Origin of the sequence: Winogradskyella sp. UBA3174, from assembly GCF_002364335.1 — a bacterium.
Lineage (GTDB): Bacteria > Bacteroidota > Bacteroidia > Flavobacteriales > Flavobacteriaceae > Winogradskyella.
In genome coordinates this window covers 12,732-14,131 of sequence record NZ_DEXW01000059.1, presented here as the reverse complement: position 1 = coordinate 14,131, position 1,400 = coordinate 12,732, and the positions used below count along the sequence as shown (strand labels likewise).

Here is a 1,400-nt window from a genome sequence, read left to right as displayed (position 1 = left end):
CTGCTACTTCGAGATAAGAATCCAGCACCATAGCATCGAGATCCTTTTTAAGTAGTAGTTTTTTAAGCAGTTCAATCTCTTTTTGAAGTCCTTTAATTCTAGATATTTCGTCTTTGGTTTCCACTTTTACTCTGGTATTCATTAAGTCTTTACGATTGTACTTTTTAATCCACACATTAACTGTTGTAGGTGCAATAGAGTAGAGCTTACAAAGTTCGCTCTTTGTGTGTTTTCCGATTGTAAGTTCGGCTAAAATTTTTAATTTAAAAGGTTCACTGTAACGTCTAATTACTTTGTCATTTCTATACATAATGTTTAAAATTATGTAGCCTTATTTCAGGACGGGTCAGAATGAATGCCAACGTTATTGTGTATGGTTAGTTGCGTGTTTTAAGCAGATAATTTACTAAATAAAACACGAACCAAGAAAGTCCGTTTGGACTTTCGTAAACTGGCTTTTACCAGCAATTAATTTTATACGGTGTTGCCAAATGTAGTTTCCGTCTGAGCGAGCTGTTTCCGTTGCGTTTCTCTTTGTTTTTAATCCTTCCGAGTGAGAATTCCTTTATTCCATTTTTCAAACCCGTTTAGGTTGGAAAGTCCTTATTACGTTTAGGTTTTTTTTTATTAGTTTTTTCTTTTCGTAGAATTATCCAAATTAGAATTGCAAAAGCGAATGTTAATAGAGTAAAATATTTTTCGAAATTAGTTTTGGCAAAAATATTTCCAACGGTATTCAATACAAATAATAAAAAGAAAACCCATAAAGTAATATTCACAATTTTAATTGGAATAAACTCTTTTAAATACTTTCCTTTTATCAATAAGATTAAAAATAAAAAAAGATTGATTATGATAGAAATAGTTTCAAAAGCATACATCTCGGAATCATTTTTTAATCTTCCTCCCCAAGTGATTTCATAAGGAACTATTTTGAGCATAATGCTTAAATGAAAAAGTATTACAGCTACTAATACATAGAGTATTATTTTAATTGCAGTTTTTGGTTTCATTCTTTTCTATCTTATTGTAATGACATTCAACTCCTTTTTTCCGATTCCTTCGAACTCTATTTTTCCATTGGTCATTCCTTTCGGTAAGGTTTTTTTACTATGTTTGGCAACGTGTTGTGTATGGTTAGTTGCGTGTTTTAAGCACGGAAGTTAGTAAATAAATCACAGACAAAAAGTCCGCGAGGACTTTCGTAAGAGGCTGTAAACTAGCAATTGATTATACACGTTGTTACCACACGTATTTATGTATTATTTAAGATGTGCTAAAACCCAGTTTGATATTTCTTTCAATGCTATTGGAGAAAATGTCTGTTCTATTTTACTGTATTCATCAATTTTACCTGTTTTGCTTTCTTGAAAAAAGTGATTTAAACCTTTTAATTTTAG

Annotated in this window: 2 protein-coding genes; both read right to left on the bottom strand. The window is 30.9% G+C overall.

Annotated features, from left to right (window positions below):
- Positions 1 to 310: transposase (locus tag B2U95_RS10690; RefSeq protein WP_296316147.1), on the bottom strand; the 310-nt coding region annotated here is incomplete at its 3' end.
- A 277-nt stretch (positions 311 to 587) separates the two neighbouring features.
- Positions 588 to 1,013 carry a hypothetical protein gene (locus tag B2U95_RS10685; protein WP_296316145.1) on the bottom strand — a complete coding sequence of 142 codons (426 nt, stop codon included), beginning with the start codon at positions 1,011 to 1,013 and terminating at the stop codon, positions 588 to 590.
- Between the last annotated feature and the right edge of the window lie 387 nt (positions 1,014 to 1,400).